Genomic DNA, 2170 nt, shown 5'->3' on the forward strand with positions numbered 1-2170 from the left:
CCCCCCCCCCCCCCCCCCCCCCCCCCCCCCCCCCCCCCCCCCCCCCCCCCCCCCCCCCCCCCCCCCCCCCCCCCCCCCCCCCCCCCCCCCCTCCCCCCCCCCCCCCCCCCCCCCCCCCCCCCCCCCCCCCCCCCCCCCCCCCCCCCCCCCCCCCCCCCCCCCCCCCCCCTTGTGGTGCCTAACCCCCGGCGGCCCCCCCCCCCCCCCGCCAAAATTACAGCATGAGTAGTGTTGCCGCGTATGCCATGGCCGGGCCCGATTCCGCGTTCGAGAAGGTCACCATCGAGCGCCGGGAACTGGGGCCGCATGATGTGCTGATCGATATCGCCTACGCCGGGATCTGCCATTCCGATATCCATACCGCGCGCAACGAATGGGGCGGGGCCGGATATCCGTGCGTTCCGGGGCACGAAATCGCCGGTACGGTGGCGGCGGTCGGGTCGGCGGTGAGCCGTCATCAGGTCGGTGACCGGGTCGGTGTCGGTTGTATGGTCGATTCCTGCGGGGTGTGCGAACCGTGTCTCCAAGAGGAGGAACAGTACTGCCTGCGCGGTGCTGTGATGACCTACAACAGTCGCGTTCCCGAAGAGGTGCAGCCCGGCGGGCACACCCTGGGCGGTTACGCCACTCAGATCGTGGTGACCGAGAACTTCGTGCTCGGAATTCCGGAGGGTATCGATCTGTCGGTCGCTGCGCCGCTGCTGTGCGCCGGGATCACCGTGTATTCGCCGCTGCGGCATTGGGGGGCCGGGCCGGGTAAGCGGGTCGCGGTTATCGGTATGGGTGGTCTCGGGCATATGGCCGTGAAGATTGCCGCGGCGCTCGGTGCCGAGGTGACGGTTCTCAGCCATTCCCTGAGCAAACAGGAAGACGGGAAACGATTCGGCGCCCAGCACTACTACGCCACCAGCGATAAACAGATCTTCCGGGATCTGCGCAGTCACTTCGACCTGATCATCAACACCGTTTCCGCCGATCTGCCGATCAACGACTATATGAAACTGCTGCGCCTGGACGGCACGCTCGTCGTGCTGGGGCTGCCGGAGCAGTCGCTGACGGTGCAGCCGAAGGTACTGGCCGGGCGGCGGCGGTCGCTGGCGGGTTCGATGATCGGCGGTATCGCGCAAACACAGGAGATGCTGAATTTCTGCGCCGCTCACGGAATCGGTGCGGAAATCGAGGTTATTTCCGCGGACGAGATCGACGGCGCCTATGAGCGGGTTGTGGCCAGCGATGTGCGGTACCGATTCGTGATCGATACCGCGACCATATGATGCCCTGCCCGGGGTGAATTCGGCCCGCCCCGGGCGTCTGGATCGACCGCTGTCGAACAATGCGAGCTTCTCCACGGAGGCCTTTCTCCACATGTGGAGAAGCCTGTGGAAAACCCCGCCGGGCTTGTGGATGGGCGGGCACAGTTGTGGATGGATTTCCGAGGGCATTCGATGGCCGATACCGTGAATCTATTGATTCGATGACCGATGGATAACGGCCGGGGCGCGATTTCCGCCCCGGCTTTTTCTTGCTTTCCGAACGGCAAAACGACCTGTCAGCGGGTTGTTTCGGCCGCCGTTGCCGTGCACCGGCGGCCCGCCGCTGTGACGCAGGCGTGACCGCGGGCGGCGTCTGGATAACGAATCCACAGGTCAGCCCGCAGGTTGTGCCCAGCCGTCACCCACCCTGTGGATAACTGGGGAAGCCTGTGGATAACTTCTCCACCCGCAGGTAGTCGTGCGGCTCGACCGAATAAATCCTCCCGGCGCCCGCCGACTTGGGAGACACTTGAGCCATGGCTTCGCCCGATCCGAACGCGCCCAGCGGCGCCGCCGAGTCTTACGAGGCCCTGCAAGGTTTCGGCCCGGGGGGGGGGGGGGGGGGGGGGGGGCGGGGCCGGGGGGGGGGCGGGGCCCGGGGGGGGGGGGCGCGCAGCGCGAGGGGGGCGCGCCGCCGCCGCCCCCCGGCCGCCGGGGCCGGGGCCCCGCCCCGGGGCCGACAACCGCGCCCCTTGTGTTTTTGGCCCCCCCGTGGGGGGGCGCGGGTTTCGGCCCCCCTTGGCGGGGGGGGGGGGGGGGGGGGGGGGGGGGGGGGGGGGGGGGGGGGGGGGGGGGGGGGGGGGGGGCGCGCGCGGCGCGCCGCCGCGCCCGGGCGGAGCAGCCGCGCGCGCGCGCGG

The 2170-nt window shown here is 70.6% G+C and carries 1 protein-coding gene; it reads left to right on the plus strand.

The genetic code is table 11. From position 1 onward, the window contains the following. Positions 1-221 precede the first annotated feature (221 nt). On the plus strand, positions 222-1274 hold the full coding sequence (locus QH196_RS18655; protein ID WP_280417080.1) for an NAD(P)-dependent alcohol dehydrogenase: 1053 nt from the start codon (positions 222-224) through the stop codon (positions 1272-1274). Positions 1275-2170: the final 896 nt, after the last annotated feature.

The organism is Nocardia carnea (genome assembly GCF_029868325.1).
Lineage (GTDB): Bacteria > Actinomycetota > Actinomycetes > Mycobacteriales > Mycobacteriaceae > Nocardia > Nocardia carnea_C.